Consider the following 26,504-nt stretch of genomic DNA (forward strand, 5'->3'; position numbering starts at 1 on the left):
CCGCCGGAGCGCGGGAACGCCCGAAGATCGTTCACGATGCTGTCCGTGGAGTATTGCCAACGTGATCACGGCACTGGAAGACCTTGTCGGCGAGCAATAGTGGTCCGTTTGGCGCAGCCATTTGACACTCGGACTATTCGTCCTTTAGGCGCGAGTGTCCGTTCAGGATGACCACTAGCGGTCACCGTTTCTTGCGCAAACGAGACACGGCGTGGGTTCGTCAGCAGGTCTTTCGCCTACCGCACCACCCGCGAGTGCGGTCAGTTCGGGTAACTGAGAGCGTCGAGGTCCCTGCGGATTCAGGGCCGCAGACGGCCCGTCGCGAGTCCTTCCGCCGCCGCTCGCACCAGATCGTCGCCCAGCTTTGCCACCTGTCGGATAGATGACTCGAACGCGTCGAGCCGCCGGAACGCCTCCCCGTACGCCCCCTGTTCCTCCCGCGACACCCGCCGCACCTGTGCCCGCCGCACGTCGAACCGCAGCGTCCCCGACAGGCTCGACGCCTGCCGCTCATTCGTCGACGTCCGCAACTGCCCGGCCAGGAACCACGGGTCCAGGACCGCCGGATTGGGCCGCAGCAGGTACAGACCGGGCCCCAGCAGGGCTCCCTCGGCGGTCACCACGCGGGCGGTGAGCTGCCGGGCGATCACCGGCACGACCACGTCGCCGACGGCCAGGGGGATCTCCTGCCCGAGCGGGCCGCCGCGGGCCGAGGGCTCGCTGCGGGTGACCACATCGGGCGCGGTGAGCACCGGCCGCCCGTCACCGGTCGGCTCACCGCCGCCGCCGGGCACGCCCCGGATCGGGCCGAGGAGGTGCAGCGCGCCGGAACGCACCAGCTCGCCGACGGTGAGGAACTCGCCGTCGACCCCGTCGGGCGCGGGCGTGGCCTGTGGCATCAGCGCCGGCAGGTCGGCGACGACGGCGGCTAGGCGCTCCCTGGTGCGTACCAGATGCTCTCCGGTCGCCTCGCCCACGACGGCGGGTTGGCGACGGGCGGGCGTCAGGTCGACGTCCTCGTCGAGCAGCTCGATGACCGGCACGGCACGGGCGTAGCCGGGCTCGTCGACGTCGACGTCGGCGTCCGCGACGAACGCCCGCCAGGTGTCGAGGACGCGCGCCAGGTCGCCGGCGGCGGCGTCGACCAGCAGCGTCCGCGCCGGTGGCGGCGCGTCGGCCGGCGGGCGTCGCAGCACCCACAGATGCAGGGGTACGCCGTGCGGCGCCGCCGCCCCCGGCGGAAGCGCCACGACGGCGCGCAGTGCGCCGCGACGCAGCAGCTCGGCGCGGATGCGCCGCCCGGCGCGGCGACCGGCCACGGTGGGCGGCATCAGCAGTACGGCGTGGCCGCCGGGGCGCAGGTGGGCCAGGGCGTGTTGGACCCAGGCCAGCTCGGGTTCGGTACGCGGGGTGGTGCCGACGATCCACCGCGGGTCGTGGGCGAGTTCGTCGTCGCCCCAGTTGCTGGCGCCGAACGGCGGGTGGCAGACCACGGCGTCGAAGGTGCGCCCGGGGTAGGCGTCGGCGCGCAGTGAGTCGCCGGCGTTCACCTCTCCCGGCACGTCGCGCAGGGCCAGCCAGAGTTCGGCGAGCCGGGCGAGGTCGCTGTCGAGTTCCTGCCCGTACGCGGCGGTGCAGCCGGCGCGCACGGCGGCGCGGAGGGTGGCGCCGGTGCCGGCGGCCGGGTCGAGCACGGCGCCGCCGCCGACGTCGGCGAGCCCGGCCATCAGGTCGGCCAGGTCGTCGGGGGTGGCGGACACGCGGCCGGGGCCGGGGGCGGAGAAGCGTTGCCACAGCGCGTCGAAGGCGCCCTGCGGGCCGAGTTCGTCGGCGAGCTCGTCGACGTCGGGCAGCAGCGGGGTGAGGTTAAGGCGGGGGCCCCGCTTAACGCATTCGGTATAGGCGGGGCCCCCGCTTAACCGTTGACGGGCGAGCAGCAAGGCGCCGACGGCGGCGAGGCCGACGGCCGGGGAGGTGCTGGTGGCGACGAGGTGCCGCCAGAGCCGGTCGGCGGTGGCGAGGTCGGGGAGCTTGCCCTGGGCGCGCAGCCAACGTTCGACCTGGGCGAGGTCGAACTCGGGGCTGGTCGCGCTGCCGCCGACGGGTGCGGGGAAGTCGCCGTGGCGTTTGCGCCAGTTGCTGACGGCGGCCCGGCCGACACCGGCGAGCCGGGCGATCTCCGCTGCGGTGATGGTCGGTGTCTCCTGCACGTTCGGAGTGTGTCACACCCGTCAAGCATCATATCCGTTGACAGTGTTCACGGATGGTGCTCTCATTGACGCCGTCGCAATTCACCGCCGAGGAGGCCGACATGGACGAGACGACGGCGGGCACCTACCCGACCACCATCTACCGGCTCACGGTGCCGCCCACCGCCGACGGCCTCGCCCGCGCGCTCAACGCCGACTACCTGCGGCGGCACGGCTTCGCGTCGACGCCGCACCGGGTCGGGAACGCGCCGGCGCTCCTGGTCCTCGGCAGCACGCCGCGCGACAGGGCCGAGTGGTGCGGCGTGCTGTCCACGTCAAACGCGCGTCGGGCAGTTTCCCGCTCAGCCACCTCTTCGCGCAGGGCGTCACCTCGTTCGACGCGCTGCGCTACGACGCCCAGGCGCGTAGCCGGTTCCGCGACCTGGTGCGCGCCCAGCCCGGAGGGCGGGACCTGCCCGAGGACTTCCGCCCCCACACCGTCGTCCACGTCATCGCGCTGAGCGCCGCGCGCACCCTCACCCCGACCTCGCTGTTCACGTTCGCGCAGGTCGCGCTCTATCAGACGCTGCGCGCCGAAGGCGTCGACGTCGAGGTCGTCGCCATCACACCCGCCTGAGCGCGGGCCACCGTCCACCGACGTCACCGACCACCCAGGAGGCACCGTGCGCCCCGACGAGTTCCGCCAGGCCCTCGACCTGCTCCCCGCCGCCCTGCACGCCCGCGTCCTCCCGCTGCGCCGCCACGTCCCGCGTGCCGGGTGCCCCACGTGCCAGCGCATCGACGACGCGGTCGCGCTCGCGCTCGCCGCCGCCCACTACGACCGGCTCACCTCGGCCGGTCAGCTCCTCGACGACGCCGCCCGTCTCGCCGAAGCACACCGCACCGGCTGCCGCACGGCGCCCGAGCGGACCCGGGGACGCGACCGCACCGAATGGTGGAAGACCGGTCCGGTCGTCGTCACGCTTGCCGCCCGGCCGGCCGTGTAGTTGGCTCGGCGGCATGGCGCGCATCGCGTACGACGACACCGATGCGGAAGCCTTCGCGGCGACCCGCCACCTCACCGACGACGGCCTCACCGCCTGGCGGGCCGCCGTCACCCGCCACCTCGCCCCGCGGCCGGGCCTGCGGCTGCTCGACCTGGGTGCCGGCACCGGCAGCTGGGCGCACGCGTTCACCACCTGGTTCCCCGGCGTGCAGGTCGTCGCCGTGGAGCCGTCCGCGGCCATGCGCGCCCGCGCCACGTTCCGGCCGGTCCTGGCCGGCGACGCCGCGCGCATCCCGCTCGACGACGACAGCGTCGACGGCGCGTGGCTGTCCACCGTCGTGCACCACGTGCCCGACTTGGCCGCCGCGGCGCGCGAGCTGCGCCGGGTGGTGCGGGCCCACGCGCCGGTGCTCATCCGCTCGGCGTTCGCCGGCCGGCACGAGGGGATCACGCTGTTCCGCTACTTCCCGGAGGCCGTACGCGTCCTCGACACCTACCCCGCCGTCGCCGACGTCTCGGCCGCGTTCGCCGCCGCCGGTTTCGCCACCGCGTCCGTCGAGGCGGTGCCGCAGCTCACCGCGCCGTCGCTGCGGGAGGCGGCGGCCACGCTGCGCCGGGAGGCGCACACGCCGCTGCAACTGATCACCGACGACGAGTACGCCGCAGGAGTCGCGCGCCTGCGCGAGGCCGCCCGCGTCGACACCGGGCCGGTGGTCGACGCGCTGGACCTGCTGGTCCTGCGCTGATCATTCCCGATCACGACTTCGCCTCGGCGTCGAACTCCGGGTGCGCCGCGCGAAGGTCGGACAGCGCTGCGGCACACCCCGACTGCTCCATCAGCCGGCCCAGGTGCTCCCACTCGACGCCGCTGAGGCGTGCCGCCCGCACGAGAACGGCCCAGGGGAAGCCATCGCCGACTTCCGACCCGGCGTCACCCGGCCGCGCGTCCCTCATCGCTCCAGCCTCATCCGTCCGGGTCGTCGGCGAGCAGTCCCTCGAGGAATCGCGCCACACCGTCATCCGTGTTCGGCCCGCACACGACGTCGGCCATTTCCTTGATCACGTCGCTGGCGTTTCCCACCGCGACCGCCAGGCCGGCGAATCCGAGGAGTGCGGCGTCGTTGTCCTCGTCGCCGAAGGCCACCATCTCGCTGGCGAGAACCCCGACCCTCGCGGCGACCATCTCCAGGGCCCTCGCCTTCGACGTGCCGCGCGGCACCAGGTCCACGAACTGGGGAACGCTGCTGGAGACCTCGTACTTCTGCTCGAATCCGAAGGGCAGCCCCTTCCGCATCTCCTTCACCGCGTCCGGCGTCCCCACATAGGCAATTTTGTAGACCGGACGGTCTGTCCAGTCCACGGATCGCAGGTCCTCGGACACCTCGAAGTTGACGTCGGGGTTCTTCCGGCGGTAAAGCTCGTTGTCCTCGCTGGAGACGATCCGGTCCTCGGTGTAGACGAACATCGGCGCGCCGATCGACCCCCCGTAAGCGACCGCATCGGCGATCTCTGCGGCGCTGAACGAGTGGCTGTGGAGGCGCTCTCCCCCGTCCGCCCGCATCACCATGCCGCCGTTGAAGGCGATCGCATAGTTGTGCTCGTTCGCCAGATCGAGCATGCGCAGATAGGTGCCGATCCGGTAGAAGGGTCGGGCGGTGGCCAACACCACCTTGAAGCCCCGCGCCTGCCAGGCGCGAAGCGCCTCGACGCTGCGGGGGGTGACCTGCTTGTCGGGAGTCAACAACGTCCCGTCCAGATCGATCGCGGCCAACCTATACATTGATCAATGCCCCTTCCAGTGCCCTCGTGGGGCCAATCACCCTGTCGGTCGAGTTCTCAATGGAGATGAAGCGCTCCGCCACCGCCGCCAGGCGGTCTCGGTCCCGTGACATGCTGACGTGACTGGCCAGCACCTTCTGGGACGACACCCGATACCAGCCCGCTTCCGCTCTGCGCTCCGCCCGTTCGACGCACACGTCGGGCGGAGAGACGGAGACGTACACGATGGTGAGCAGATGCGTACGCCGGCACCTGCTCAAGAAGTCCCACTTCCAGTCGCTGGCCACCACCGTCTCCCAGAGGAAACTTCGACCCGCTTCCAGGAACCCGTCGAGCCGGTGTCGGCACAGGTTCCGGGCGCGCTCGTAGCGCTGCTCCGCCGAACAGCAGTCGCAGCGGAAGAGCAGATGAAAATAGAGATCGGGGCTCACGTAGGGAAGCGCCAACCGGCCTACCAGCGTCGATGCGACAGTCGTCTTTCCGCTGCCGATCGCTCCGGTGACCAGCACGCACCGAGGAGCGGAGCCGGCGGCCGGGGTCACCGGCTCACCGTCACCGTCTGGCAGTGGCCGATGCTCACGTGCTTGTATCCGCCACCGGGCTCCGGCGTGCGGCCCATCGCCAGGTTGGCGGCGAAGACCATTATCGAGCGGGTGGCCACGACCACGACCTCCTCGTTCCGGTCGTACGCGCGCAGCACCGCCATCATTCGTGCCCAGAAGCGGGCCGGCGGTTCGATGCCGCGGATCCGTAGCTCGTGTGCTTCGATCTCGCGCCTGCGCCAGCGCAGCAGTTGCTCCGCGTATTCGGGGTGACGGGCCTCGATGTCGGTCTGTTTCAACCCGCCGACGACGCCCATGTCGGCGGGCGCGAGGCGACTCTCGATCCGATAGTCGCAGCCCATCACCCTCGCGATGATCGCGGCGGTTTCGACCGTCTGGGTGGCCGGGCAGGCGAGCACCGTCGGGTGGGCCAGTTCTGCGGCCAAACCGGCAGCGGACCGCTCGGCCTGGCGTACGCCGCGCTCGGTGAGCTTCGCACCGTCACCGCCGGTCACCTCATCGAGGTTCTTCTCGCATTCGCCGTGTCGGATGAAGAGGAATCGCGACATCGGGTCATCCCGCGCCAGCGTCGGTGACCGTGCGGGAAACGAGATCGAAGAGCCGGTCACGGACGGCCCGCGCGGTGAAGTTATGGTCGGCCGACGACACGCCCGCGCGCCGGATCCGTCTTTCGTTCGCCCATCGTTCGGAATCGGCAACCGGCGTCATCTCGTCCTCTCCGGCGTAGATGAGCGTCGTCATCCTCCGTAGCGCCGCGTCGAACGGCCGCTGCAGCACCTCAGTGGAGTCAAAGAACGATCGGTGGCAATACCACCCCTTGCGCAGGGTGCTGCCGGTTTCGCGGAGCTGTTCCCACTGCGTCCGGGTGAACATCACCCCCTCGAACCCGCGGTCCCCGGGGATGAACGGTGCGATCAGGCTGAGGCTTCGCAGGTTGTCCGGACGCTGCGCCGCCAGAGCGACATGACAGCCGGCGCAGTGGGCGACGACATGGAGATCGGTGGGGGCGGCGTTCGCGCGGAGCGTGCGCTGCAGCAGCTCGAAGTCGGAGACATGATGCGCGAAACGGATGTCCTCGATCCGCCCGTCGCTTTCGCCCATGCCACTGAGGTCCATTCGGACCACTGTCACGCCTCGGCGCCGCAAGGCCTCGGCGAGTTCGAAGTACAGGCGGTAGGGGCCGACCCGGTTGGAGGAGAAGTAGCCGTGAACGATGATGACCCACACCTCGGCAGAGGCATGATGGATCACCCCTCGGAGCATGCCGAAGGCCCCGGGAAGCTCGAAGTATTCGGTTCTGCTCACGACTCGGCAGACCTCCGCTGTGTACGGTAACGCCTGATCGCATCGATGTCACTGAGGTCCTTCGGCCGCGCCAAGACCTGCTTCTCCTCGATGATCGAATCGAGCGACGCAACCTGGATGCCACGGACGAGGGTCCACGACGACGGAATCCAGCCCTGGTAGGCCGTCACATTGGGCCGCAGCGCCACCTTCGGTCGACCACTACGGCTGCGTAGCGGCGAACTCCCCCGGGCAAGCCGACCGAACAGGACGTCGGAAACGGCGACGTCCACATCGGACGTCGTAGGGCGGACGCCGTGCAGCACGAGTGCGGCGCCCATGACCAACCAGTGGTGGCGCACTGCGAGATTGAGGTCCCGCAGGATCTCCACGATTGCCTGCCCATCCAGGGCGGTGCGTTCAGGAGTTGGCCGTTCGGGCATTCACCAGCCTCCGGTTGACCCGGTTGTACTCGTCGACGATCGCCGGGGTGTCAATCTTCGAGATGTTGTTGGCGGCGATGTTCATCATGCCCTCGGCGGCCGGGAAGGCGTCCTTGTCGAGGAGGATCCCGGCCATCAGGCAGCAGCATCGCACGATGTTCTCGTAGTTCTGCGTGGCCTGGGCGAGCTGCAGACCGATCTGGCAGCTCCCGTATGCCTGGTCCTGGGCCTCGGGTGTGCCGATCCTGAGATAGATGATTCCCTTCTCACGGTGGATCTTGACGATCCGGTCCTTGTTCGCCGCCGCCGTCTCAGGGAACCGCTGCGCCAGGTCCGCGTACACGGTCAGCGTCTCGTCGAGGGCGGAGATGGCACCGGCATAGTCACCGTCGGTGAAGGAGATCTTCGACTTGGCGTACGCGATGGCACCATCGGCCTCGAGCCGCTCCCTCGGCGATCCGATCTGCTGTGCGGCGGCTGACGCCTTCGCCAGCGCCGCACGCGCCTTCGCGCTCTCGCCCTTGAAGGAGTAGCAGTTGGCGAGGTTGCGATATCCCCGGGCGACGAGGAAGGTCAGCCCGTTGTCCTCCGCGACCTTGATCCCCTGGTTGATGTAGGAGATCCCCTGGTTGACCTCACCCAGCCCCATGATGGTGTTGCCGAGGTCCTCGATGAGCGTCCGGGCCAACGCCTCGTTGTTGTTGGTCTGCCGTGCCGCAACCTCGAGGAAGTGCCCCACCTCGACGCGCAGCTTCTTGCGGCTGGTGTACCAGAGCACCTCCGACAGCGCCGAACCCAGCTTGATGATCTCCCCCCAGCGTGAGTTCGACTCGGCGTCCTTCATCATCGCGAGGATCGAGTCCGAGGAGTCAGCGGCCGGCCGCTGTGACTGCGTCGCGATCGCCAGGCTCTCGGAGAGCCTGGCGATGACCCGGGTCATGGCGATGAACAGCGCGGCCGTCACGAAGAACGGCAGGGACCGCTGCAGGCTCCACGGCAGCTTGACGCTGAAGTAGCTCAGGATCTCGTAGATCAACCACATCGAGGCAAGGCTGATCCAGAACGCCAGCAGGGCGCCCTTCCAGAACTTCAGGTCCTTGTACCAGGTCAAAGATTCCAGCCTTCCCGGACTTCGCACGGACTGGACGGCCCTGAAGCTGGACAGGTTGACCCGACCGCACCTGCAGGGCGGGGTGGCATGGTCGCAGGGTACGGAGCTGAGGCAAGTATCCGTCCACGGCCGGAGCACGGCCACCGATCCGCTCGGGGCCGGGGGTCAGCGGTGCCAGTGTTGGCGGGGAGCGTAGCCCTCGCGGCGCAGCCAGTGTTCGGTGTAGACGATGCGTTCCGCCTCGATCACCACGAGCGTCTCCCGGGGTGGCTCGGCCAGCGACCGGCCCCGCTCCACGTGCTCGTTCTGCCAGCGGAACGCCGACCAGTGGTGCGCGTGGTCCGGGTGGTCGGGGTCGAGCACCCGGGCGGCGCCGAACACCTGGGCGCCCCGGCTGCTGGCCAGTCCGACCAACGGCGCGAAGACGCCGACGGACACGCGCGGGTCGGCGGCGATGTTGCGCATCTTGGGCGAGCGCGGCGCGGCGGTGAACATCAGCGTGAAGTCGAGCGGGTAGTAGCGCACCGGGGTGGCCAGCGGCCCGTCCGGGCCGGCGGTGGCCAGGACGCACATGTTCTGCGAGGACAGCAGGTTGAGGATGCGTTCCTCGAGGCGCTGCCGGTCGAGCTTCCTCGTCGGTGTCGGCCCGGCCAGCCACGGATTCGTCAACGGCGCGTCGTCGATCATCCCGGGCACCCTATCGGCCGACGGCGCTCACGTCAGGCGGGCGCGGACGGCGGACCGGGCAGCGGGCGTCACGCGCCCAGTTTGGCGGTGCTGCCGCGCAGGACCACCTCGCCGCTCATGCGCAGGATCCGCCGGCGTCGGGTGGTGTTCTCGGTGAGCGCCAGCTCCATCACCTTCTCGCCGATCTCGCGCAGCGGCAGCGCCACGGTGGTCAGCGGCGGGGTGAGGTCGCGGACGATCGGGATGTCGTCGAACCCGGCGACGGAGACGTCACCGGGCGCGGAGAGGCCGTGGTCGCGCAGTGCCGCGTACGCGCCGATGGCCATCACGTCGGTGAGCGCGAACACGCAGGTGGCGTCCGAGCCGCGGGCGAGCAGGTCGGTCATCGCCTGGTAGCCGCCGTCGCGGGTGAACGGCCCCTCGACCACGCCTGCCGGGTCGAGGGTGACGCCGGCGGCGGCCAGCTCGTCGCGGAAGCCGCCGAGCCGGTCGATGACGGTGGTGAGCGCCCGGGGGCCGGCGAGCACCGCGAAGCGGCGGTGGCCCAGCTCCAGCAGGGCGCGGGCCATGGCGGCGGCGCCGGCCCGGTTCTCCGGCAGCACGCTGTCGACCTTGAGGTTGCGGTGCCGGCTGACCACGGCGACCCGGCCGCCGCCGTCGAGGTAGGGCTTCAGCTCGGCCTCCATGGCCCGCTCCCAGCGGGTGTCCTCGAAGCCGGAGCCGATGAGCAGGATGGCCGGGGCGCGTTCGGCGCGCAGCATCGACACGTACGCGATCTCGCGCTCGGGGTCGCCGAGCGTGCTGGCCAGCATGACCATCAGGTCGTTGGCGCCGGCGACCCGCATGACGCCGCCGGCGATGGCGGCGAAGTAGGGGTCGGTGACGTCGTGGCAGATGACCCCGACGGTGCGGTGGGAGGCGCCGGCCAGCGCGCGGGCGTGCGCGTTCGGGGTGTACGCGAGCTGCGCGGCGGCGGCCAGGACGCGGTCGCGCAGCTGGGGGGTGACCCGCATGCCGTTGAGCGCGCGGGAGGCCGTGGCCAGCGAGACGTCGGCGGCGCGGGCCACGTCCTCCAGCGTCACGTGCGTCCGAGGCTGCATCGATCTTCCCCCTGCGGAACGTCTTGACCGGCCTGTTCGGGCGTGGTTACCGTACCATTCTGAAAGCGCTTACTGAAAACGCATTCAGGAGCGGGACCGCCACCCGGAAGGACACACGTGGAGCGCACGTCTATCGGGATCATCCTCAACGGCGTGACCGGCCGGATGGGTTACCGGCAACACCTGGTCCGGTCCCTGCTCGCGATCCGGGAGCAGGGCGGGCTGCCCGCCCGCGACGGCAGCCGCATCTGGCCGGAGCTGACCCTGGTGGGCCGCAACGAGGCCCGGCTCGCCGAGATCGCCGACCGGCACGGGCTCACCTCGTACACCACCGACCTGGCCGCGGCGCTCGCCGACGACACCCACCAGATCTACTTCGACGCGCAGGTGACCGCCCAGCGGGAGAAGGCGATCCGGGCGGCGATCGAGGCCGGCAAGCACGTCTACACCGAGAAGCCGCTCGCCGAAGGGCTGGCCGGGTCGCTGGAGCTGGCCCGGCTCGCCGCCGCCCGGGGTGTCCGCAACGGCGTGGTGCAGGACAAGCTGTTCCTGCCCGGCCTGCGCAAGCTCAAGCGGCTTGTCGACGGCGGGTTCTTCGGCCGGATCCTGTCGGTGCGCGGCGAGTTCGGCTACTGGGTGTTCGAGGGCGACTGGCAGGCCGCGCAGCGGCCGAGCTGGAACTACCGCGCCGAGGACGGCGGCGGCATCACCGTCGACATGTTCCCGCACTGGCACTACGTGCTGGAGCAGATCTTCGGCCGGGTCACCGCCGTCACCGCGGTCACCGCCACGCACATCCCGGAACGCGTCGACGAGAACGGCGTCACCTACCCGGCCACCGCCGACGACGCCGCGTACGGGATCTTCGAGCTGGCCGGCGGCATCATCGCGCAGATCAACTCCTCCTGGGCGGTCCGGGTCCACCGGGACGAGCTGGTGGAGTTCCAGGTCGACGGCACGCACGGCAGCGCGGTGGCCGGGCTGCGCGACTGCCGCATCCAGCACCGCGGCGCGACCCCGATGCCGGTGTGGAACCCGGACCTGCCGGTCACCGAGTCGTTCCGCGCGCAGTGGCAGACCGTGCCGGACAACGCCGACTACGACAACGGGTTCAAGGTGCAGTGGGAGGCGTTCCTGCGGCACGTCGTGGACGGCGACCCGTTCCCCTGGGACTTCCTCGCCGGGGTGCGCGGCGTGCAGCTCGCCGAGGCCGGGCTGCGCTCCGCCCGCGAGGGGCGGCGGGTCGAGATCGAGGAGATCGACAGGTGACCGTCCGGATCACGCTGCCCACCCCGGGCGGCGGCACCGAGACGCGGACGCTGCGCGAACCGGCCGGCTGGCAACGGCCGGCCGCGCCGCCGGCCAGCCGGATCGCGTACGCGGCGGCACACGTGGTCGCCGACCCGTACGCCGACAACGCCCCCGGCGTGCCCGCGCGGCTGGACTGGGACGCCACCCTCGCGGTGCGGCGCGACCTGTGGTCGTGGGGGCTCGGCGTGGCCGAGGCGATGGACACCGCGCAGCGCGGCATGGGGCTGGACTGGGCGGCCACCCGCGAGCTGATCCGGCGCAGCGCCGCCGAGGCCGCCGCCTGCGGTGGGCGCATCGTCGCCGGGGCCGCCACCGACCAGCTCACCGGCGTGCCCGACACGCTCGACGCGGTCGTCACCGCGTACGCCGAGCAGGTCGCGTTCGTGCAGGAGTGCGGCGCGGTCGCGGTGGTGATGGCCAGCCGGCAGCTCGCCGCGCTCGCCACCGGACCCGACGACTACCTGCGGGTCTACCAGCAGGTGCTGGGCGCCGCCGACGCGCCGGTGGTGCTGCACTGGCTCGGCGACATGTTCGACCCGGCGCTGGCGGGCTACTGGGGCTCGACCGACCTGGACGACGCCACCGAGACGTTCGTCGCGTTGGTGCACGCGCACGCCGACGTGATCGACGGCGTGAAGGTGTCGCTGCTGGACGCCGGCCGGGAGGTGCGGCTGCGCGAGCTGCTGCCGCCCACCGTGAAGGTCTACACCGGCGACGACTACCACTACCCGGAGCTGATCGCCGGCGACGGCGAGCGGTCCAGCCACGCGCTGCTCGGCGCGTTCGCCGCCATCGCCCCGGCCGCGTCGGCCGCGCTGCAACGGCTCGACGCCGGCGACGCGGCCGGCTTCCGGGCGGTCCTGGACCCGACCGTGCCGCTGTCCCGGCACGTGTTCGCCCCGCCCACGCCGTACTACAAGACCGGCATCGCGTTCCTGTCCTGGCTGAACGGCCGGCAGCCCGGCTTCACCATGGTCGGCGGGCTGCACGGCGGGCGCGGCGTGCCGCACCTGGTGGAGACGTTCCGGCTGGCCGACGCCGCCGGGCTGCTGCTCGACCCGGAGCTGGCGGCGCACCGGATGCGCGGCTACCTGGCCGTGGCGGGGGTGACCGGATGACCGCCGACCCGAGGCTGGCGAAGCTGTCGCTCAACCAGCGCACCACCGAACGCTGGTCGGTCCGGGAGGCGGTCGACGGCTGCGTACGGGCCGGCATCCCGGCGATCGGGCTGTGGCGCGAACCGGTCGCCGAGATCGGCGTACCGGCCGCCGCGGCGCTCGTCGCGGACGCCGGGCTGCGGGTGTCGTCGCTGTGCCGGGGCGGGTTCCTCACCGCCGCCGGCGAGGCCGCGCGGACGGCGGCGCTGGCCGACAACCGGCGGGCCATCGACGAGGCGGCCGGCCTCGGCACCGACTGTCTGGTGCTGGTCGTCGGGGGCCTGCCGCCCGGCTCCCGCGACCTGGTCGGCGCCCGGGCGCGGGTCACCGACGCGCTCGCCGAGCTGGCCCCGTACGCGGGCGAGCGCGGCGTACGCCTGGCGCTGGAGCCGCTGCACCCGATGTACTGCGCCGACCGGGCGGTGCTGTCCACGCTCGGGCAGGCGCTCGACCTGGCCGAGGCGTTCCCGGTCGAGCAGGTCGGCGTCGTGGTGGACACGTTCCACGTCTGGTGGGACCCGGACGTGTGGCGGCAGATCGCCCGCGCCGGCGCCCGGATCGCGAGTTTCCAGGTGTGCGACTTCCTCACCCCGCTGCCGGCCGACGTGCTGCTCGGGCGCGGCATGATGGGCGACGGGCACATCGACTTCCCGCCGCTGCGCCGTGCCGTGGAGGCGGCCGGGTGGGCAGGCGACACCGAGGTGGAGATCTTCAACGCCGAGGTGTGGGCGACCGACCCGGACCGGGTCCTCGCCACCATGGTCGAGCGCTACGTCGACCTGGTGCTGGCCGACTGAGACGCGCACGAGTCCGGCCTGTCGGACAATTCAGTTTGCCGCCGCATCGGCGGCTCGGCAAGATCGGAGCATGACCTCCCCGCATCCCTCGATCACCACGCCGATCACCGCCGAGCTGCTGCGCGGCGCGCTCGACCTGGAACGCACCGCGCAGGGGGTGCTGCCGCACCGGCTGCCCGGGTGGGCCCGGGCGCAGAACACCGACCCGCAGGTGGCGATGGCGGAGGCGATGCCGTCCGGCGTCCGGCTGGTGTTCCGTACCCGCGCCACCACCGTCGAGTTGGACGTGCTCGCCACCAAGATGGTCTACCGGGGCACCCCGCCGCGCCCGGACGGTCGCTACGACCTGCTGGTCGACGGACGTCTCGCCGGGCAGGCCACGGCCGGCGGCGGCAAGGTGCTCACGATCGACCTGTCCACCGGCGCGGTGACCACCGACACCGGCCAGGTCGCCGCGGTCCGCTTCGCCGACCTGCCCGCCACCGACAAGGAGGTGGAGATCTGGCTGCCGCAGCGGGAGATCACCGAGTTGGTGGCGTTGCGCACCGACGCGCCGGTCGAGGCCGTCGGCGACCGGGGGCGGCGGGTGTGGCTGCACCATGGCAGCTCGATCAGTCACGGCTCGGACGCCGAGAGCCCCACCGGCACCTGGCCGGCGATCGCCGCCGGGCTCGCCGGCGTGGAGCTGGTCAACCTCGGGTTCAGCGGCAGCGCGCTGCTCGACCCGTTCACCGCGCGGACGATGCGGGACACCCCGGCGGACCTGATCAGCGTGAAGATCGGCATCAACCTGGTGAACAGCGACGTGATGCGGCTGCGCGCCTTCACCCCGGCGGTGCACGGCTTCCTCGACACGCTGCGTGACGGGCACCCGGACACGCCACTGCTGGTCGTGTCGTCGATCCTGTGCCCGATCCAGGAGGACACGCCGGGGCCGGGCGCCGCCGACCTCAGCAGCGGCACGCTGCAGTTCCGCGCCACCGGTGACCCGGCCGAGGCGGCCGCCGGCAAGCTCACGCTGCGGGTGATCCGCGCCGAGCTGGCCCGGATCGTGGCCGCCCGGGCCGCCGAGGACCCGAACCTGCACTACCTGGACGGGCTGGAACTCTACGGCGAGGCGGACTTCGCCGAGTTGCCGCTGCCCGACCAGTTGCACCCCGACCCGGTGGCGGACCGTCGCATCGGCGAGCGCTTCGCCGCGCTGGCGTTCGGCCCGGGCGGCCCGTTCGCCGCCGACGGCTCCTGAGCGGCGGGCCGGTCCGAGACTGAGCCGCGGGCCGGTCCGGGGCGCTCGCGGGCCGCTCCGGGCCGGCCCGGGTGACGGTGTCTCGGCCGGTGCCGCCGTCAGGTGCGGCGGGAACGCGTCGGATCAGATGCGTCGGCGACCGTACACACCGGCGACGACGGCCACGCCGATCGCGGCGAAGACGACCTGGATGAGCAGCTCGATCCAGTCGACGCCGTTGGTGTCGGCCACGTCGAGCGCGCCGGCGACGGCCGTGCCCAGGAGCGCGGCGACCACGCCGATGACCAGGGTGAGCCAGATCGGGATGGTCTGCTTGCCCGGTACGACCAGACGGCCCAGCGCGCCGATGATCAGACCGATGATGATGCCGGAGATGATGCCGCCGACGTGCATGATGGTCGCCCTTCCACGATGGGGTGGTCGGTCGATCAATTGCCCCGGGCAACGGAAGACGAAACCGGGTGGCGGGCTGGCCGAACGGCCGCCGGCGGGGTGTGATGGACTGGGCAACCCGGCGCACCCGAGGAGGACGCATGGCACGCGGCCCGGTGCTGGTCATCGGCCTCGACCCGGCCCGGATCCCGGGCTGGGACCCGACGCCGGTGGTGGCCGCGATCGACAGTGGTCACGCCCGCTTCGCGGAGCACGGGATCGAGGCCGACCTGTGCCTGGTCGCACCGGACGCGGACACCGAGGAGACGATCGCGGCGGCGCTGACCCGCCGGGCGTACGCCTGCGTGGTGGTCGGCGGCGGCATCCGGAAGCACGAGCCGCTGCTCGACCTCTTCGAAGAGGTCGTCAACCTGGTGCACCGGCACGCGCCCGGCGCGGCGATCGCGTTCAACAGCACACCGGAGGACACCCTGGACGCCGCGCTGCGCCGGCTCGGTTAGGGCGTGTCCCGAAGCGGCCACACCTCGACGACGCCGTGGGCGACGGCGCACGGCGTTCCGGACACCATCTCGATCGCCTCGGCCATCGACGCCGCCTCGATCACGGCGAACCCACCGATCGGCAGCGCCGAGGTCAGGAACGCCCCGTCCCGCACCTCGGTGCCCGCGCCGTCGGGGTTGCGCACCTGCACCGGTGGGCCGGCCACGCCCATCCGGACGCCGGCGGCCCGCAGCCGTTCGTCGTGCGCGTGGGCCGCGTCACGTACCGCGGGGTCGGTGCGGTCGTAGCCGTCCTGGTCGCCGTACCCGATGGTGATGAACGTCGGCATGCCGGGCCCCTCCGTCGCGGTTGCGGTCCTGGACCTGCCTACCACGCTCTTGCTCGCCGCGTCACGTAACGGCGCGCGTCGGCCGCCGTTCGAGGCGGACCGCGCCCGGCCGACACGCACCTCCGGGGGCCGAAATCGATTCAGATGCTTCGATTGACAACGTTATCGAAGTCTCAGTAGCGTGGCCTCGGTGGGAGCGGAGGGCATGCTCCCGCCAGCAGCCGGGCCGCCATCCCGGCGACACTCCGCGTGCGGCACACCGGTGCCCGGGTCCCGGTCGGCCGTTCCGCGCCGCGCATCACCACTTCCCGTCCCGTCACCACCGGCCGGTCCGCCTTCGCGCGTGCCACGGCGACCGCGGTGACGCACGCGCACGACCGATCCCCTGCGGAGGACCCGATGATCCGAAGATTTCGACTGTGGAGCGCGGCGGCTGCCGCGTTGGTGGCCCTGACCACCGCGGCGACGATGGCCGGCGGCCCGGCGAGCGCCGAGTCCAACGGGGGCGTCCGGGTGATGCCGCTCGGCGACTCCATCACGGACGGGTTCAACGTGCCCGGCGGCTACCGGACGGAACTGTGGCGCAGGCTGGCGGCGGACGGCTACCGGATCGACTTCGTCGGCTCGCAGTTCAACGGCCCGAGCAGCCTGGGCGACCACGACCACGAGGGGCACTCCGGGTGGACCATCGCCCAGATCGACGCCAACGTGGTGAGCTGGCTGCGGGCGACGAACCCGCGCACCGTGCTGCTGCACATCGGCACCAACGACATGTACGGCGACACCAGCGGCGCCCCGGGACGGCTCGCCACGCTCGTCGACCACATCACGTCGACGTCGCCCACGACCGAGGTCTTCGTCTCCACGATCGTCCCCAAGTCCGGCGCGGACACGCAGGTCCGCGCGTACAACGCGGCCATCCCGGGCATCGTGAAGAGCCGGGCCGACGCCGGTCGGCGCGTGCACCTGGTGGACATGTACGCCGCGCTCACCCTCGCCGACCTGGCCGACGGCGTGCACCCCAACGCCGGCGGCTACACCAAGATGGCCGGCGTCTGGTACAACGCGCTGCGGTCGGTGCCGGGCAGCATCAGCGACGGCACGCCCCCGACCACCACCCCGCCGCCCTCGACCCCGCCGCCCTCCACTCCCCCGCCGACCACCCCGCCGCCGGCCGGCGGGTGCCGCGTCGCGTACACGGTCAACGCCTGGAGCAGCGGTCTCACCACCGCCGTCACGATCACCAACACCGGCGGCTCGGCCGTCAACGGGTGGGCGCTGGCGTTCACGCTGCCGGCCGGGCAGACCATCACCGGCGGCTGGAACGCCTCCTACGCGCCGACGAGTGGGGCGGTGACCGCGCGCAACGTCTCCTACAACGGCGCCATCGCCCCGAGCGCCTCCGTCGACATCGGCTTCCAGGCCACCCACACCGGCAACACCGGCAAGCCGGCGGCGTTCACGCTGAACGGCGCACCCTGCTCGGTCGGCTGATCCGAGGCCGGCCCGCGCCGTACCCGCTGCCCCGGTGTGCCCGGCCCCACCGGCCGGGCGCACCGGGACCAGCCGGGCGGTCAGGCCCGCAGGGTGTCTCGCAGCACCGCGTCGAGCCAGCTCAGCTGACGCCGCACGTGGAACGCCTCGCCGCCCTCGTGGCCGTTGTACGGGTAGGTGTGCATCTCGCGGCGCGGTGTCACCGACCGGCCGCCGGCGGCGGCGCCGTACTGGTTGTAGGCGGCGAAGCCGGTGCTCGGCGGGCAGACGTCGTCCCGCAGGCCGATCCCGAAGTGCGCCGGGGCGGCGGCCCGGCGGGCGAAGGCGACGCCGTCGACGTGCGAGAGCGTGTGCCGGACCGCCTCCTCCACCTCGCGGTCGACCGCCAGGTACTGGGCGATCTCGCCGTACGGGGACGCGTCGGTGAGCTGGACGGCCCGGCCGATGTGGCACAGGAACGGCGCGGTGACCAGCAGCGCGGCGAGGTCGCCGACCAGGCCGGCCACCGCCAGGGCGAGCCCGCCGCCCTGACTGTTCCCGGCCGCGACGACGCGCGTGACGTCGACGCCGGGCAGCGCGCGGACGGCGTCGACCGCGCGCACCGCGTCGGTGATCAGGCGGCGGTAGTAGTAGTCGTCCGGGTTCAGGATGCCCCGGGTGGCGACGGTCGGGCCGCCCGGCGCGTCGTGCGGGTCCGGGGTGTCGCCGCGGGCGTACCGGCCGGCCTGGCCCCGGTTGTCCATCAGCAGGTGGGCGTACCCGGCCACCGGCCAGGTCAGCCGTTCCCCCGGCAGGCCCCGCCCGCGGCCGTAACCGGCGTACTCCACCACGGCCGGCAGCGGTTCGTCGACGCCCGCCGGGCGGGTGTACCAGGCCCGCACCGGTTCGCCGTCGAAGCCGGCGTACGTCACGTCCCAGGTGTCGACGAGTTTCAGGCCGGTGGGTTCGGGCCGGACGTCGAGGAGCACCGGGACGGCGGCGGCCCGGTCGAGCGTGGCACGCCAGAACCGGTCGAAGTCGGCGGGCTCGGCGACGGCCGGCCGGTAGTGCCGGAGCTGGTCGAGCGGCAGGTCGGAGAAGGGCACGGATCCTCCACGGCGACTGGGACATCGATTGCCTTGACATCCATCAAGCGATGACCATAAATTTCCGGAAAGCTTACGGGCCATTACCGGAAGCTTTCGGCCACGGTGGGAGGGCGGATGACATCCGTACGGTCGGAGGCGCGGTTCGCCCCGACGGCGGCGGCACCGGCACCGCGACCGGACCGCCGGCGTCGCCCCGGTCGACGCCGGCCCTGGCGCCGGGCGCTGCGGCGGGACTGGCAGCTCTACTCGCTGGCCGTCCTGCCGCTGCTGTTCTTCCTGGTCTTCCGCTACCTGCCGATGCTGGGCAACGTGATCGCGTTCCGCCGCTACCGGCCCGGCGGCAGCGTGTTCGGCGAGTACTGGACCGGCCTGCGTTACTTCCGGTTGTTCTTCACCGACCCCACGTTCTGGGACGTCTTCACCAACACGCTGGTGCTGGGCGCGCTGACGCTGCTGTTCTGCTTCCCGCTGCCGATCGTGCTCGCGCTGCTGCTCAACGAGGTGCGCAGCCGAGTCCTCAAACGGTTCGTGCAGTCGGTGTCCTACCTGCCGCACTTCCTGTCGATCGTGATCGTGGCGGCGATGGTCATGCAGTTGCTGTCCGTGGACGGGACGGTGAACCAACTGGTCGACGCGTTCGGCGGGCAACCGGTCCCGTTCATCCAGGAGGCCGGCTGGTTCCGGTCGATCTACGTCTCCTCCGAGGTCTGGCAGACCGTCGGCTGGGGCACCATCCTCTACCTCGCGGCACTCACCACGATCGACGGCGACCTCTACGAGGCGGCCCGCATCGACGGCGCCAACCGGTGGCGACAGACCTGGCACGTCACGTTGCCCGGCATCCGGCCGACCATGATGACGCTGCTGATCCTCAACATCGGCACGTTCATGGCGGTCGGCTTCGAGAAGATCCTGCTGCTCTACAACCCGCTCACCTACCCAACCGCGGACGTCGTCTCCACCTACCTGTACCGGGTGGGCATCGTCTCCGGGAACCTCAGCTACGGCGCCGCGATCGGCCTGTTCGAGGCCGTGATCGGGTTGACGCTGGTGCTGTCCGCCAACGCGATCTCCCGGCGCGCGGTGGGGACGAGCCTGTGGTGACCACCGGCCCCCGGCCCAGCCGGGGCTACCGCGTCTTCCAGGCGGTCAACGCCGTGGTCCTCACCGGTGTGGTGGTGGTGACGTTGTACCCGTTCCTCACCATCGTGGCCCGCTCGCTCAGCGACAACGCGTACATCGTCGCCGGGCAGGTCAACCTCGTGCCGCGCGGGTTCAACCTGACCGCGTACCGGGTGGTGACGTCCGACCCGGCGTTCTGGATCAGCTATCGCAACACCGTCGTCTACACGGTGGTCGCCACGCTCATCTCCATCGTGCTGACCACCTGCTACGCGTACGTGCTGTCGAAGAAGGACCTGCGGGGCCGGACCGCGCTGGTCGGGATCGCCGTGTTCACCATGTTCTTCACCGGCGGCCTGATCCCCAACTACGTGCTGGTCACCAGCCTGGGCCTGAAGAACACCGTGTGGGCCGTCGCGCTGCCCAACGCCATCAACGTGTTCAACCTGCTGGTGATGAAGGCGTTCTTCGAGAGCCTGCCGGTCGAGTTGGAGGAGGCCGCCGCGGTCGACGGGTTGAACACGTACGGCACGCTGCTGCGGATCGTCCTGCCGCTGTCCAAGGCGATGGTCGCCACGATGGTGCTGTTCTACGCCGTCTCGTTCTGGAACTCCTGGTTCGCCGCGTTCCTCTACATGGACCGGCAGGACCTGCTCCCGGTGACGGTCTACCTGCGCAACCTCATCGTGGGCGCGACCGACGCCACGCAGACCGGCGGCGGCCTCGGCGCCGACGACGTGGTGCAGTCCGCCGCGACCATCCAGTCCGTGACCATCGTGCTCACGGTGCTGCCGATCCTCGCGGTCTACCCGTTCATCCAGCGCTACTTCGTCTCCGGAATCATGCTCGGCGCCGTCAAGGGATAGCGGTGCCGCCACCAACCGAAGGGAACACCCATGGTTCAGCTGTCCCGACGTCAGGTGCTGTTCGCCACCGGCGCGGCCGCCGTCGTCTCGCTGACCGGATGCGGTGACGACGACCCCGACCAGAAGGATCTCGACCGGAACCGCGCCGGCGCGATGGAGAAGTACGGGGTCGGCGACCAGTTCCGGGCCACCGAGCCGGTGACGTTCTCGATCCTCTACAACAACCACCCGAACTATCCGCTCAAGCCGGAGTGGCTGTTCTGGTCGGAGCTGGCGAAGCGGACCAACGTGAAGCTGGACCCGGTCGCCGTGCCGCTCAGCGACTACGAGCAGAAGCGCAGCGTGCTGGTCGGTTCGGGGGACGCCCCGCTGATCATCCCGAAGACCTACCACCCGCAGGAGAACTCGTACGTCTCGTCCGGCGCCATCCTGCCGGTCAGCGACTATCTCGACCTGATGCCGCACTTCAAGGAGAAGCTCGACAGGTGGCGGCTCCAGCCGGAGATCGACACGCTTCGGCAGGAGGACGGCAAGTTCTATCTGCTGCCCGGCCTGCACGAGAAGCCCTGGCAGGAGTACACGCTCGCGGTCCGCACCGACGTCCTGGAGCAGCTGGGCATCCCGTCCCCGACCACCTGGGACGAGGTGTACGCCATGCTCAAGGCGATGAAGGCGGCCCACCCGGACGTCCATCCGTTCTCCGACCGGTTCGGCAAGCCCAACCCGGCCGGCAACCTGCTGAACATGCTCGCCCTGTCGTACGGGCTGCAGGGCGCCGGGTGGAACTACCAGGCCACCAGCTGGGACGCCGACGCCGGCAAGTATGTCTTCACCGCGGCGTCGGACAAGTATCGGCAGGTGGTGGAGTTCCTGCACAAGCTGGTCGCCGAAGGGCTGCTCGACCCGGAGACGTTCACCCAGACCGACGACCAGGCCCGCCAGAAGCTCGCCAGCGGCAAGTCGTTCGTGATCAGCACCAACGCGCAGAACCTGATCAACGACTACCGCCCCGACATCGCGAAGATCAACCCGAACGCCCGGCTGAAGAAGATCATGTTCCCGATCGGCCCGGCCGGCCCGGTCAACCCGGCGAGCCGGCTGGAGAACGGCGTGATGATCTCCAGCAAGGCCCGCGAGGGCAAGAACTTCGTGGCCATGATGCAGTTCATCGACTGGCTCTGGTATTCCGACGCCGGCCAGGAGTTCGCCAAGTGGGGCGTCGAGGGCACCACCTACACCCGGGACGCCTCGGGCCGGCGCGCCCCCACCCCGGACGTCGACATCGTCGGGCTCAACCCCAAGGGCACCAAGCACCTCCAGAAGGACTTCGGCTTCGCCAACGGCGTCTTCGCGTACGGCGGCAAGCTGGACCTGGTGCAGTCGTTCTTCTCGCCCGAGGAGATGGAGTTCCAGCGGGAGATGAACGGCCGCAAGCCGGCGCCCTGGGTGACGCCGCCGCCCGCACCGCTGACCGATGAGGAGCGCGAGCAGACCACGCTCTGGGCGACGGCGCTCAAGGACTACGTCACCCAGAACACGCTGAAGTTCGCCCTGGGCCAGCGCCCGCTGAGCGAGTGGGACGCCTACGTCACCGAACTGAAGGGCAAGAACGCGCAGGCGTACACCGATCTGGTCAACAAGGCGTACGAGCGGTACCGCAAGAACCACGGGTGAGGAGGCGATGCGCCGTACCGTGCCCGACCGGCCGACCGGCCGGCTGACCGACGCCTGGCGGACCTGCGTGGGCACCGGACGGTTCGACCTGGCGCTGCGCCGGGACTACCAGGACTCGCTGGCGCTCGTGCAGCGGGACATCGGGTTCCGGCACATCCGCGGGCACGGGCTGTTCAGCGACGGCGTCGGCGTGCACCGCCCGTACGAGTACCGGGGCGAACGCCGGGTGCACCACGCGTTCACGTACGTCGACCAGGTCGTCGACGCCTACCTGGAGCTGGGCGTCCGGCCCTTCGTGGAGCTGGGTTTCATGCCGTCGGCGCTCGCCTCCGGGGAGCAGACCGTGTTCTGGTGGCGGGGCAACGTCACGCCACCGCGCTCCTTCGCGGAATGGGGTGACCTGGTCCGCGCCACGGTGGCCCACCTGGTCGACCGGTACGGCCTGGACGAGGTGCGCGGCTGGCCGATCGAGGTGTGGAACGAGCCCAACCTGCCCGAGTTCTGGCGGGACGCCGACCAGGCCGCCTACCACCGCCTGTACGAGGTGTCGGCGCACGCGGTCAAGGACGTCGACGCGGCGCTCCAGGTCGGCGGCCCGGCCATCTCCCCCGGCGCGGACGAGTGGCTGGCGCCGTTCGCCGAGTTCGTCGCCGCCCGCGACGTGCCCGTCGACTTCGTCAGCCGCCACGCGTACACCTCCGGCCCGGCCCGGCACGTGCCGTTCGGCACCCGCCAGACGCTGGCCCCGGCGGCGGAGCTGCTGGAGCAGTTCGCCGCGCCCCGCCGCCGGTTGGCCGGGACCGCGCTGGCGGACCGGCCGGTGCACATCACCGAGTTCAACTCCTCCTACCGGCCGGACAACCCGGTCCACGACACCGCGTTCCACGCCGCCTACCTGGCGCCGGTGCTGGCCGGCGGTGGGGACCTGGTCGACTCGTTCTCGTACTGGACGTTCAGCGACGTGTTCGAGGAGGTCGGCGTGCCGACCGCGCCGTTGCACGGCGGCTTCGGGCTGCTCGCCCACCGGCAGCTCAAGAAACCCACCTACCACCTGTACGCGTTCATGGCGCGGCTCGGCGAGGACGTGCTCGCCCGCGGCCCCGACCACCTGGTCACCCGACACCCGGACGGCCGGGTCGCGGTGCTGGCCTGGGCGCCGGTCGACGTCACCGGGCGGGCGCCGGCGCCGGCCGGGCACACCGTGGCGCTGTCGGTGCCGCTCGGCCCGCCCGGCACCTCGTCCGCGTTCCAGCTCCGCTCCTCGGTGAGCGAGGACGCCGGCAACGTCCGGGCGGCCTGGCGGGAGATGGGCAGCCCGCGCTCGCCCCGGCCCCGACAGCTCGACGCGTTGCGGGAGGCCGCCGAGCCGGCCCGCAGCCACCGCGCCCTGCCGGTCGCCGCCGGCCGGGTCGACGTCGACCTGACGCTCGCCCGGCACGAGGTGACGCTGGTCGAGCTGACCCCGGTGGTGGACGAGACGCCGCCGTGGTGGGACGACGACCGGCTGCTCGACCCGCCCGACGAGCCGGCACCGGCGGCCCGGCGGGAGCCGTCGTGAGCGACACCGTGCCCGGCCGGCGGGAGTTCGGTGACGGACCGCTGTCGCGGGCCGCCGCGGCCGTGCACATCCTGCTCGTCGTCGAGCTGCTGCTCCTGCTCACCACCGTGCCGGGGCTGGCCGCGCTGGTGCTGCTCGACCGGGACGTCAGCAACCTGCCGCTGGTCGCGGTCTGCCTGCTGCCGGTCGGACCGGCCGTCTCGGCCGCGCTCCACGCCCTGCGTCACCAGCGCCCCGACCTGACCGACCTGCGGCCCGCCGCCGCGTTCCGGCGGGCCTACCGGGCCAACCTCGCCGGCGTGCTGCGGGTGTGGGTGCCGACGCTGGCGTGGTTGACGCTCATCGCGGTGAACCTGGCCCACCTGCCCGCCGCCGCGGTGCCGGCCTGGTGGGCGGCGCCGCTGGTGCTGGTCGGCGCGGGCGTGGCCCTGGTCGGGGCGAACGCCCTGGTGATCGTCTCGCTGTTCACGTTCCGCACCCGCGACGTGGTCCGGCTGGCCGGCTACTTCCTGGTCCGGACGCCGGGCGTCACGGTCGGCAACGCCGTCCTGCTGTGCGCCGCCGCCGGCGTCACCGCCGTCTTCTCCGAGGCGGTGCTCGCGCTCCTGGGCGCGGTTCTCGTGCTGGCGCTGCTGCGGATCGGCGACCCGATGATCGACGTGATCCGGAGGGAGTTCACCGCGTGAGTACCGCTGCCACGGACGGGCCGGTGAGCGGCGCGGAGCCGATGCCGGTGCAGACGACCACCTGGCACGCCGCCTGGCTGCCGCCGGAGGCGTTCCGGGCGCTCGGCACCCGAGGCGTCCTGGTGCACGGTTCCGGCCCGCTGGTGGACACCGTGCTGGACGAGGTGACGCGGGCCTGCGCCCGGTACGGCGGTCGGGTGTGGCGCTCCCCGTCCTGGGAGGTCGACGCCGACCTGGTGCTCGCGCTGCGCGACGCCGGTCCGCTCGCGAACGCGACGGCGGAGGCGGTCCGCCTCGCCGCCACGCCGGCGGTGAACGGCCGGGGCGACGGCACGCTCGGCGACGAGGGGTTCCTGACCGCCCGGACGGCGGGCGTGACGGTGGTGCTGGCCGACACGCCGGCCGGCCTGCTGTACGGGCTGTTCCACGTGGTCCGGCTGGGCGCGGCGACGTTCGACGCCGACCGGCCGGCGCGGCGGCACCGGCCGGCCCTGTCCCGTCGGATGCTCGACCACTGGGACAACGTGGCAGTGCACCCGGTGTCGGGGCAGGTGGAGCGCGGCTACGCCGGCGGCTCGATCTTCTGGCGGGACGGCGCCGCGCGCCGGGACACGGCCCGGGTGCGGGACTACCGGCGGCTGCTGGCCGCCTGCGGGATCAACGCGATCGCGGTGAACAACGTCAACGTGCACGACACCGAGGCGCGGCTGCTGACCGACCGGCTGGGTGACGTGGCGGAGATCGCGGACGTGCTGCGGCCGTACGGCGTGCGGGTGCACCTCGCGGTCACGTTCGCCGCCCCGGTGGTCCTCGGCGGCCTGCCCACCGCCGACCCGTACGACGACCGGGTGCGGGCCTGGTGGGCCGCCGCCGCCGGGCGGGTGTACGAGCGCATCCCGGACTTCGGCGGATTCCTGGTGAAGGCCGACTCGGAGGGCCAGCCCGGCCCGTTCACCTACGGGCGCGACCACGCCGACGGGGCGAACCTGCTGGCCGGGGCGCTCGCGCCGTACGGGGGCGTGGTGCACTGGCGGGCCTTCGTCTACGACCACCGCCAGGACTGGCGGGACCGGTCGACGGACCGGGCCCGGGCCGCGTACGACCACTTCGTGCCGCTGGACGGCCGGTTCGCCGACAACGTGGTCCTCCAGGTGAAGTTCGGTCCGGTCGACTTCCAGCCGCGCGAACCGGTGTCGCCGCTGCTGCTGGCCATGCCGGCCACCCGGATGGCGGTCGAGGTGCAGGTGACGCAGGAGTACACCGGCCAGCAGCGGCACGTCTGCTGGCTCGGCCCCTGGTGGAGCGAGGTGTTGCGGTTCGCGCCCCGGGGCGACGGCGGCGGCACGGTCGCCGACGTGGTCGCCGGCGCGCGGGGCGGCGGCCTGGTCGGCGTCGCCAACACCGGGGACGACCCGTTCTGGACCGGGCACCCGCTGGCCCAGGCCAACCTGTACGCCGTCGGCCGGCTCGCCTGGGACCCCCACCTGGACCCCGGCGCGGTCCTCGACGAGTGGATCGGCCTGACCTGGCCGGCGACCGGTGACCCGCAACGGCTGCGGCGGACGCTGCACGAGGTCATGGACGACTCGTGGCGCACCTACGAGTGCTACACCGCGCCGCTGGGCGTCGGCTTCATGGTGCGGCCCGGGCACCACTACGGGCCCGACGTGGACGGCTACGAGTACACGCCCTGGGGCACCTACCACTTCGCCGACCGGGACGGCGTCGGGGTGGACCGCACCCGGGCGACCGGGACCGGGTTCACCGGCCAGTACCCGGCCCCCTGGTCGAAGGTGTACGAGTCACGCGAGCGGTGCCCGGACGAGCTGCTGCTCTTCTTCCACCACGTGCCCTACCACCACGTCCTGCACAGCGGCCGCACGGTGATCCAGCACATCTACGACACGCACTTCGCCGGCGTCGAGCAGGTGGTGGCGATGCGCGAGCGGTGGCGCCGGCTCGCCGGCCTGATCGAGCCGGACGTGCACGACCGGGTGGCGGAGCGCCTCGACGAGCAGGTCCGTAGCGCCACCGAGTGGCGGGACCAGGTCAACACGTACTTCTTCCGCAAGTCCGGGGTGCCGGACGCGCACGGTCGCCGCATCTGGTGAGCCGGCGCGG

At 71.8% G+C, this 26,504-nt stretch carries 28 protein-coding genes; 15 read left to right on the top strand and 13 right to left on the bottom strand.

The genetic code is table 11. The annotated features are described in order from the left end of the window. Positions 1-299: 299 nt before the first annotated feature. Positions 300-2,210, bottom strand: a complete 1,911-nt coding sequence (locus ACH495_RS19110; protein ID WP_396859067.1) for an N-6 DNA methylase — start codon at positions 2,208-2,210, stop codon at positions 300-302. A 295-nt stretch (positions 2,211-2,505) separates the two neighbouring features. On the opposite strand from ACH495_RS19110, the gene ACH495_RS19115 reads away from it, so the two are divergent. The 3 genes from ACH495_RS19115 to ACH495_RS19125 are packed head-to-tail and all read left to right on the top strand — an operon-like array spanning position 2,506 to position 3,941. Beyond that, entirely contained in the window at positions 2,506-2,826 is a 321-nt protein-coding gene (locus ACH495_RS19115; RefSeq protein ID WP_396859068.1) for a DUF6119 family protein, read from the top strand. 46 nt (positions 2,827-2,872) lie between these two features. Continuing rightward, entirely contained in the window at positions 2,873-3,196 is a 324-nt protein-coding gene (locus tag ACH495_RS19120) for a hypothetical protein (RefSeq protein ID WP_396859069.1), read from the top strand. Positions 3,197-3,209: 13 nt separating this feature from the next. Further along, positions 3,210-3,941 (top strand): class I SAM-dependent methyltransferase, encoded by a 732-nt coding sequence (locus ACH495_RS19125; protein WP_396859070.1) that lies wholly within the window; start codon positions 3,210-3,212, stop codon positions 3,939-3,941. Positions 3,942-3,951: 10 nt separating this feature from the next. Here ACH495_RS19125 and ACH495_RS19130 read toward each other — a convergent pair whose 3' ends face one another. From ACH495_RS19130 to ACH495_RS19170, 9 genes are all read right to left on the bottom strand, one after another. Then, the gene (locus ACH495_RS19130) at positions 3,952-4,149 is read right to left on the bottom strand and encodes a hypothetical protein (RefSeq protein WP_396859071.1); all 198 of its coding nucleotides are present in this window, start codon (positions 4,147-4,149) and stop codon (positions 3,952-3,954) included. Between the two features lie 10 nt (positions 4,150-4,159). Then, on the bottom strand, positions 4,160-4,966 hold the full coding sequence (locus tag ACH495_RS19135) for a Cof-type HAD-IIB family hydrolase (protein WP_396859072.1): 807 nt from the start codon (positions 4,964-4,966) through the stop codon (positions 4,160-4,162). A 1-nt stretch (position 4,967) separates the two neighbouring features. Next, positions 4,968-5,516 (bottom strand): AAA family ATPase, encoded by a 549-nt coding sequence (locus tag ACH495_RS19140; RefSeq protein WP_396859073.1) that lies wholly within the window; start codon positions 5,514-5,516, stop codon positions 4,968-4,970. Next, the gene (locus ACH495_RS19145) at positions 5,513-6,085 is read right to left on the bottom strand and encodes a histidine phosphatase family protein (protein ID WP_396859074.1); all 573 of its coding nucleotides are present in this window, start codon (positions 6,083-6,085) and stop codon (positions 5,513-5,515) included. Before ACH495_RS19145 ends, ACH495_RS19140 begins: the two co-directional genes overlap by 4 nt. Positions 6,086-6,089: 4 nt before the next feature. Beyond that, a complete protein-coding gene (locus ACH495_RS19150; protein WP_396859075.1) occupies positions 6,090-6,842 on the bottom strand; it encodes an alpha/beta hydrolase in 753 nt (250 codons plus the stop codon). Continuing rightward, positions 6,839-7,264 (bottom strand): hypothetical protein, encoded by a 426-nt coding sequence (locus ACH495_RS19155; RefSeq protein ID WP_396859076.1) that lies wholly within the window; start codon positions 7,262-7,264, stop codon positions 6,839-6,841. The genes ACH495_RS19150 and ACH495_RS19155 overlap by 4 nt, the downstream gene beginning before the upstream one ends. Then, positions 7,242-8,375: a hypothetical protein gene (locus ACH495_RS19160; protein WP_396859077.1), complete on the bottom strand. Its 1,134-nt coding sequence runs from the start codon at positions 8,373-8,375 to the stop codon at positions 7,242-7,244. Before ACH495_RS19160 ends, ACH495_RS19155 begins: the two co-directional genes overlap by 23 nt. Before the next feature lie 165 nt (positions 8,376-8,540). Further along, positions 8,541-9,062, bottom strand: coding sequence for a pyridoxamine 5'-phosphate oxidase family protein (locus ACH495_RS19165; RefSeq protein WP_396859078.1), 522 nt, complete (start codon positions 9,060-9,062; stop codon positions 8,541-8,543). A 68-nt stretch (positions 9,063-9,130) separates the two neighbouring features. Next, positions 9,131-10,162 carry a LacI family DNA-binding transcriptional regulator gene (locus ACH495_RS19170; RefSeq protein ID WP_396859079.1) on the bottom strand — a complete coding sequence of 344 codons (1,032 nt, stop codon included), beginning with the start codon at positions 10,160-10,162 and terminating at the stop codon, positions 9,131-9,133. A 117-nt stretch (positions 10,163-10,279) separates the two neighbouring features. On the opposite strand from ACH495_RS19170, the gene ACH495_RS19175 reads away from it, so the two are divergent. The 4 genes from ACH495_RS19175 (at position 10,280) to ACH495_RS19190 (ending at position 14,673) form a co-directional block, all read left to right on the top strand. Beyond that, positions 10,280-11,431 (top strand): Gfo/Idh/MocA family protein, encoded by a 1,152-nt coding sequence (locus ACH495_RS19175; protein ID WP_396859080.1) that lies wholly within the window; start codon positions 10,280-10,282, stop codon positions 11,429-11,431. Then, positions 11,428-12,591, top strand: a complete 1,164-nt coding sequence (locus ACH495_RS19180; RefSeq protein ID WP_396859081.1) for a dihydrodipicolinate synthase family protein — start codon at positions 11,428-11,430, stop codon at positions 12,589-12,591. The genes ACH495_RS19175 and ACH495_RS19180 overlap by 4 nt, the downstream gene beginning before the upstream one ends. Further along, positions 12,588-13,427 (top strand): sugar phosphate isomerase/epimerase family protein, encoded by an 840-nt coding sequence (locus ACH495_RS19185; RefSeq protein ID WP_396859082.1) that lies wholly within the window; start codon positions 12,588-12,590, stop codon positions 13,425-13,427. The genes ACH495_RS19180 and ACH495_RS19185 overlap by 4 nt, the downstream gene beginning before the upstream one ends. Positions 13,428-13,497: 70 nt before the next feature. Next, on the top strand, positions 13,498-14,673 hold the full coding sequence (locus ACH495_RS19190) for an SGNH/GDSL hydrolase family protein (RefSeq protein ID WP_396859083.1): 1,176 nt from the start codon (positions 13,498-13,500) through the stop codon (positions 14,671-14,673). A 123-nt stretch (positions 14,674-14,796) separates the two neighbouring features. Here the strand turns inward: ACH495_RS19190 and ACH495_RS19195 are convergent, their stop codons facing one another. Beyond that, positions 14,797-15,066 (bottom strand): GlsB/YeaQ/YmgE family stress response membrane protein, encoded by a 270-nt coding sequence (locus ACH495_RS19195; RefSeq protein WP_396859084.1) that lies wholly within the window; start codon positions 15,064-15,066, stop codon positions 14,797-14,799. Between the two features lie 140 nt (positions 15,067-15,206). Between ACH495_RS19195 and ACH495_RS19200 the strand changes: the two genes are divergently transcribed. Beyond that, a complete protein-coding gene (locus ACH495_RS19200; RefSeq protein WP_396859085.1) occupies positions 15,207-15,566 on the top strand; it encodes a hypothetical protein in 360 nt (119 codons plus the stop codon). On the opposite strand, the gene ACH495_RS19205 is transcribed toward ACH495_RS19200, so the two are convergent. After that, a complete protein-coding gene (locus ACH495_RS19205) occupies positions 15,563-15,895 on the bottom strand; it encodes a YciI family protein (protein WP_396859086.1) in 333 nt (110 codons plus the stop codon). The genes ACH495_RS19200 and ACH495_RS19205 overlap by 4 nt on opposite strands. 399 nt (positions 15,896-16,294) lie before the next feature. Between ACH495_RS19205 and ACH495_RS19210 the strand changes: the two genes are divergently transcribed. After that, complete coding sequence (locus ACH495_RS19210) at positions 16,295-17,389, top strand: cellulose binding domain-containing protein (protein ID WP_396859087.1); 1,095 nt, start codon at positions 16,295-16,297, stop codon at positions 17,387-17,389. A gap of 80 nt (positions 17,390-17,469) precedes the next feature. On the opposite strand, the gene ACH495_RS19215 is transcribed toward ACH495_RS19210, so the two are convergent. After that, entirely contained in the window at positions 17,470-18,474 is a 1,005-nt protein-coding gene (locus ACH495_RS19215) for an acetylxylan esterase (RefSeq protein WP_396859088.1), read from the bottom strand. A 117-nt stretch (positions 18,475-18,591) separates the two neighbouring features. Between ACH495_RS19215 and ACH495_RS19220 the strand changes: the two genes are divergently transcribed. Genes ACH495_RS19220 through ACH495_RS19245 form a run of 6 tightly spaced genes read left to right on the top strand, consistent with a single transcriptional unit; the run spans position 18,592 to position 26,494 of the window. Continuing rightward, positions 18,592-19,581 (top strand): ABC transporter permease, encoded by a 990-nt coding sequence (locus ACH495_RS19220; RefSeq protein WP_396859089.1) that lies wholly within the window; start codon positions 18,592-18,594, stop codon positions 19,579-19,581. Beyond that, the gene (locus tag ACH495_RS19225) at positions 19,578-20,465 is read left to right on the top strand and encodes a carbohydrate ABC transporter permease (protein ID WP_396859090.1); all 888 of its coding nucleotides are present in this window, start codon (positions 19,578-19,580) and stop codon (positions 20,463-20,465) included. Before ACH495_RS19220 ends, ACH495_RS19225 begins: the two co-directional genes overlap by 4 nt. Positions 20,466-20,495: 30 nt before the next feature. Next, complete coding sequence (locus ACH495_RS19230) at positions 20,496-22,139, top strand: extracellular solute-binding protein (protein WP_396859091.1); 1,644 nt, start codon at positions 20,496-20,498, stop codon at positions 22,137-22,139. Positions 22,140-22,146: 7 nt separating this feature from the next. Beyond that, a complete protein-coding gene (locus tag ACH495_RS19235) occupies positions 22,147-23,697 on the top strand; it encodes a xylan 1,4-beta-xylosidase (protein WP_396859092.1) in 1,551 nt (516 codons plus the stop codon). Next, positions 23,694-24,383, top strand: a complete 690-nt coding sequence (locus ACH495_RS19240) for a hypothetical protein (RefSeq protein WP_396859093.1) — start codon at positions 23,694-23,696, stop codon at positions 24,381-24,383. The genes ACH495_RS19235 and ACH495_RS19240 overlap by 4 nt, the downstream gene beginning before the upstream one ends. After that, positions 24,380-26,494 (top strand): alpha-glucuronidase, encoded by a 2,115-nt coding sequence (locus ACH495_RS19245; protein ID WP_396859094.1) that lies wholly within the window; start codon positions 24,380-24,382, stop codon positions 26,492-26,494. The genes ACH495_RS19240 and ACH495_RS19245 overlap by 4 nt, the downstream gene beginning before the upstream one ends. Positions 26,495-26,504: the final 10 nt, after the last annotated feature.

It is taken from the genome of Micromonospora sp. NPDC018662, assembly GCF_044391475.1.
Taxonomy (GTDB): Bacteria; Actinomycetota; Actinomycetes; order Mycobacteriales; family Micromonosporaceae; genus Micromonospora.